The organism is Gemmobacter caeruleus (assembly GCF_008271655.1).
Classification (GTDB): Bacteria; Pseudomonadota; Alphaproteobacteria; order Rhodobacterales; family Rhodobacteraceae; genus Gemmobacter; species Gemmobacter caeruleus.
Genome location: NZ_VKKX01000029.1, coordinates 1 through 3,379, shown reverse-complemented (window position 1 = coordinate 3,379; position 3,379 = coordinate 1). Strand labels below are relative to the sequence as shown.

Sequence of the window (3,379 nt, the reverse complement as noted above, 5' to 3'; positions counted from 1 at the left end):
GTTACATGGACAGGCAAGCGTAAAGGCGCAGGGGTCTTGGGTAGGAACAGGCCGACCGCCGCGCTCCCAAAAAAGCTGGCGGTGGTCGGCCTGTTCCGTGTGCAGGACCGCATTTCATTCCAATTCCTCGCCGAGGTCGGTCAGGAGTTGTTCGACTCTTCTTGCGACGGCGCAATGACGTTCGACTTCGCGTGACCAGGAGCGGGCGCGCGCGTCTTCGGCGAGAGACAGTTCCAATCGACGGCGTTCGCGCAGCCGCGGCGCGTAGCATGGCGTCGTTACAAAGCGAGAACAGCTCAGGTAAAGGTCGCATTCGCAAGGACCTTCCGAGGGCAACCTCAGACAATGTCCCAGTTCCAGCGCAGTCTTGAAGAAGTTGCTGCGAAGCCAGTCGACTGCGCTTTCGCCAAGATTTCCGGATCGGATCACTTCCGCTCCTGCACCCGCAATCATGGCGCCTGGTTCCAGAACGGACTGGTAGTCGCGCAGCACCTCTGCGTCGCTGATCCGCGCATATACCATCGTCATCTGAGGGCTTTCGTGTCCGAGGACGCTCATGATGGTGTGAAGCTTTGCACCGTGTTCTGCGAGTTCGGTTCCGAGCGTGTGGCGGAATCGGTGCATGGTCACGGTTGGCCTGCCTCGGGCGTCGACCAAGCCAGTGGCGGCACACACCCGCTTCAATGGCGCACCAAAGAGATGGCGTCCGCTCATCAGTTTTCCGCGCCAGACGAACACGAACCGGACGAGATCGCCTGTCCGTTCGTCGGGCAGCATTCGGTCTGCAACCTTTGCGCGGAGAGCCAGCACAACCCGAAGGGCCTCTGCGGCCTCATCATGCAGCGGGATTTGGCGCTCGCGGGCGGTCTTACCGACGGGCAGGCGAAGGCGCGCCGTGCCATCGGCGTATTGGTCGAGGCAGTCAACCGACAGGCGCTGAATTTCGCTGCGGCGCGCACCTGACCACCTAGCGAGGAGCATAGCTGCACGCTGGAACGGATCGGAAAGCGCCCGGATTTCCTCCATCAGCCGTTCGAGCTCAGCACGAGGGATGTATCGGGGAATTCGGTCGGGTACGCGTGGCAGATCGCGCTTTGCCACGAGCGGCCATCGCGGCACTTCAGTCCACGCCCAGTCCTCGGCATCCTTGAAGAATTGCGCCAGCCGGACAACGCGTCCCCTCTGAGAATTCGCAGTGAGTGGCCGCCCGGTCTTTGGCGACAACTCGGTTTTCATCGCGTTCATCCAACTGACGATGTGCTCATGCTTTACCTGCCCAAAGGTGCGCACTTCTGGTGCCGTTTTGGCCAAATGCTGCAGAAATCGGCGGGCGGTAAGCGCGTGATGGTACACGGTAACCGGTCGCAGAGCTGGAGCACGGCGCACAAGCCATTCATCGATCAATGCGCCCATTTCAGGTTGTGCCGCCTTTAAATCCGCCGATGGCATGATCTTTCGCGGCGGGTCATCAACTTGCCCGCGGTGATAGAGTGACAAGCGCAGCTGGCCGATCATCGTAATCCAAGCTTTGGAGACCAGACGATACCGGTCGGTCGAGGTCCAGTAGGCACCAAGATCTGATCTATCGCCGAACATCCGAACGGCGACGAGGAGCTCATTGATGTCGTTCTGACGCAAAGCGCTAACCAGTCGGGGTCCCTGGTGAAGGGCGAGACGCCCGAGCGTCCACCGCATTGCTCGATCAGCACCCGCATAGACGAGACCTAGGTCTGTCGCCTCGCGCGCAAGTCTCTCGACACCGAGATCGATATCCAACAGCCGTGCCACGTCGTGAACGCAAAGGTCGCCGACTGCGAGCAGCCACGGATAATCCAAGCGGAGATGCCCTTTCAGTGCCAGATAGTAGAGATAGGCGCGCGCGAAATAGGAGGGTCGATCCTGAAGGGTAGCTCTGGTTTGCCCGTTGATCCGACCGACACGAACTGCGAGCGGCGCGGCCAGCCATTCTTCAATGTCTGGCCAGGCCTCGACGAATTGCTTGCGCTGACTTCGGCGTTGTTGGACGAACTGCTTCGTCGGATAGCAGCGTTGTAGAAAAGCGTCGTATTCATCGGCCGAACAGTGGCTGCTGCGAAAGAGAGATGGGGCATCGATCGAACGAGCCTGCATCGCTGCCGCGGAGACTGGGCCCCGCATCACTTTGCGCCTTCCGCAGGGTCTTGCACCTTCTCTTCTGGAAGGCCGAGGGCACGGCGATATTCGGCGACAACAATCGGATCGGAAACCCGGGTGTAAACGCGGGTTGCTTCTGGCGATGCATGACCAAGCCTTCGCTGAAGCGTCAGCTCGCGCATCCCGGCCTCCCACATCTTTGTTGCATGTGTATGGCGCAGGGCATGTGGGGTCACCCATGGTTTACGTATGTTCGCACGATCGCACGCCCTCGCAAAAAGCTTGGCCAGCGCGGCGTAGGAAAGTGGCTCATGCCTGCGTGGGCCACTGCCACCGACCAGAAACAGGAAGGGACTGTCTGTGTCCTGTGGTCGTTCGGTCATGACATATCCGCTGACTGACTGCAGCGTTGCCGTTTCATGCAAATCGACGACGCGTTCAGATCGAGACTTGCTCCGAACGCCGCGCGGGTGATCGAAACGCACCCTGACGGTCACCCGTCGCCTGCCATACGCAATGTCGGCGAGGTGCAAGCCAAGCACTTCACCTGGTCTCAGACCGCCGTCGAGCATCAAGCGAATGATTGCCAGATCGCGGCGCGTTCGCAGTTGCGCGATCAGCGCGTCGACCTGCTCATCCGCCATCGGGCGGGGCAAACGATGGATCTGCCGCAACCGCACTGGGCTCCGTAAGGCCGACTGCGAGGTGACGCCAGTCAGGAACGGTCGATGGCGTTCAGCGACATGTGCGGCAGCGCGATCATGAATGTGGGTGATCGGGTTTGGGCCAGCAAAACGATCAGTGAACCGCGCCCATTCGAAGAATGAGGAAACCGCTGCAAGCACCCGGTTGATCGTCGCCGTGCTGAGCCGAGCAGATCGTTCTCCATCGGTCGCAGCCAACGATGGGTACGGCCCGGTGCCGCGGCGACGGCTCGGCTTGCTGCGCAGATGGATCAGCAAGTCAACCGCGCGCGCCGGTGTCAGGGCACGCCATTCCCACCCCTGTTCATCAAGAAAGGAAAGAAGATGCGAAAGATCGTGCTGATAAGCGCGCGCGGTGTTGGGAGAACATCCCGACCCATTCAGATACGCCACAAATTCAGCGATGGTTGCGGCAAGCGAGGATGGATCAGGGCCGGGGCCTTCAAGCTTTGCACCCACCATGGCACATCTCCGACTGAATCTGAATCGTCTGCCACGATACGCCCGAAGTCGGCTTTCACCGACTCTGTCTATATAATGGC

General features: G+C 60.3%; 2 protein-coding genes. Both read right to left on the bottom strand.

Annotated elements, in window-relative coordinates:
• Positions 1-114: 114 nt before the first annotated feature.
• The gene (locus FOA17_RS19895) at positions 115-2,157 is read right to left on the bottom strand and encodes a tyrosine-type recombinase/integrase (protein WP_203232307.1); all 2,043 of its coding nucleotides are present in this window, start codon (positions 2,155-2,157) and stop codon (positions 115-117) included.
• Positions 2,157-3,299, bottom strand: coding sequence for a tyrosine-type recombinase/integrase (locus tag FOA17_RS10645; protein WP_203232306.1), 1,143 nt, complete (start codon positions 3,297-3,299; stop codon positions 2,157-2,159). Before FOA17_RS10645 ends, FOA17_RS19895 begins: the two co-directional genes overlap by 1 nt.
• Between the last annotated feature and the right edge of the window lie 80 nt (positions 3,300-3,379).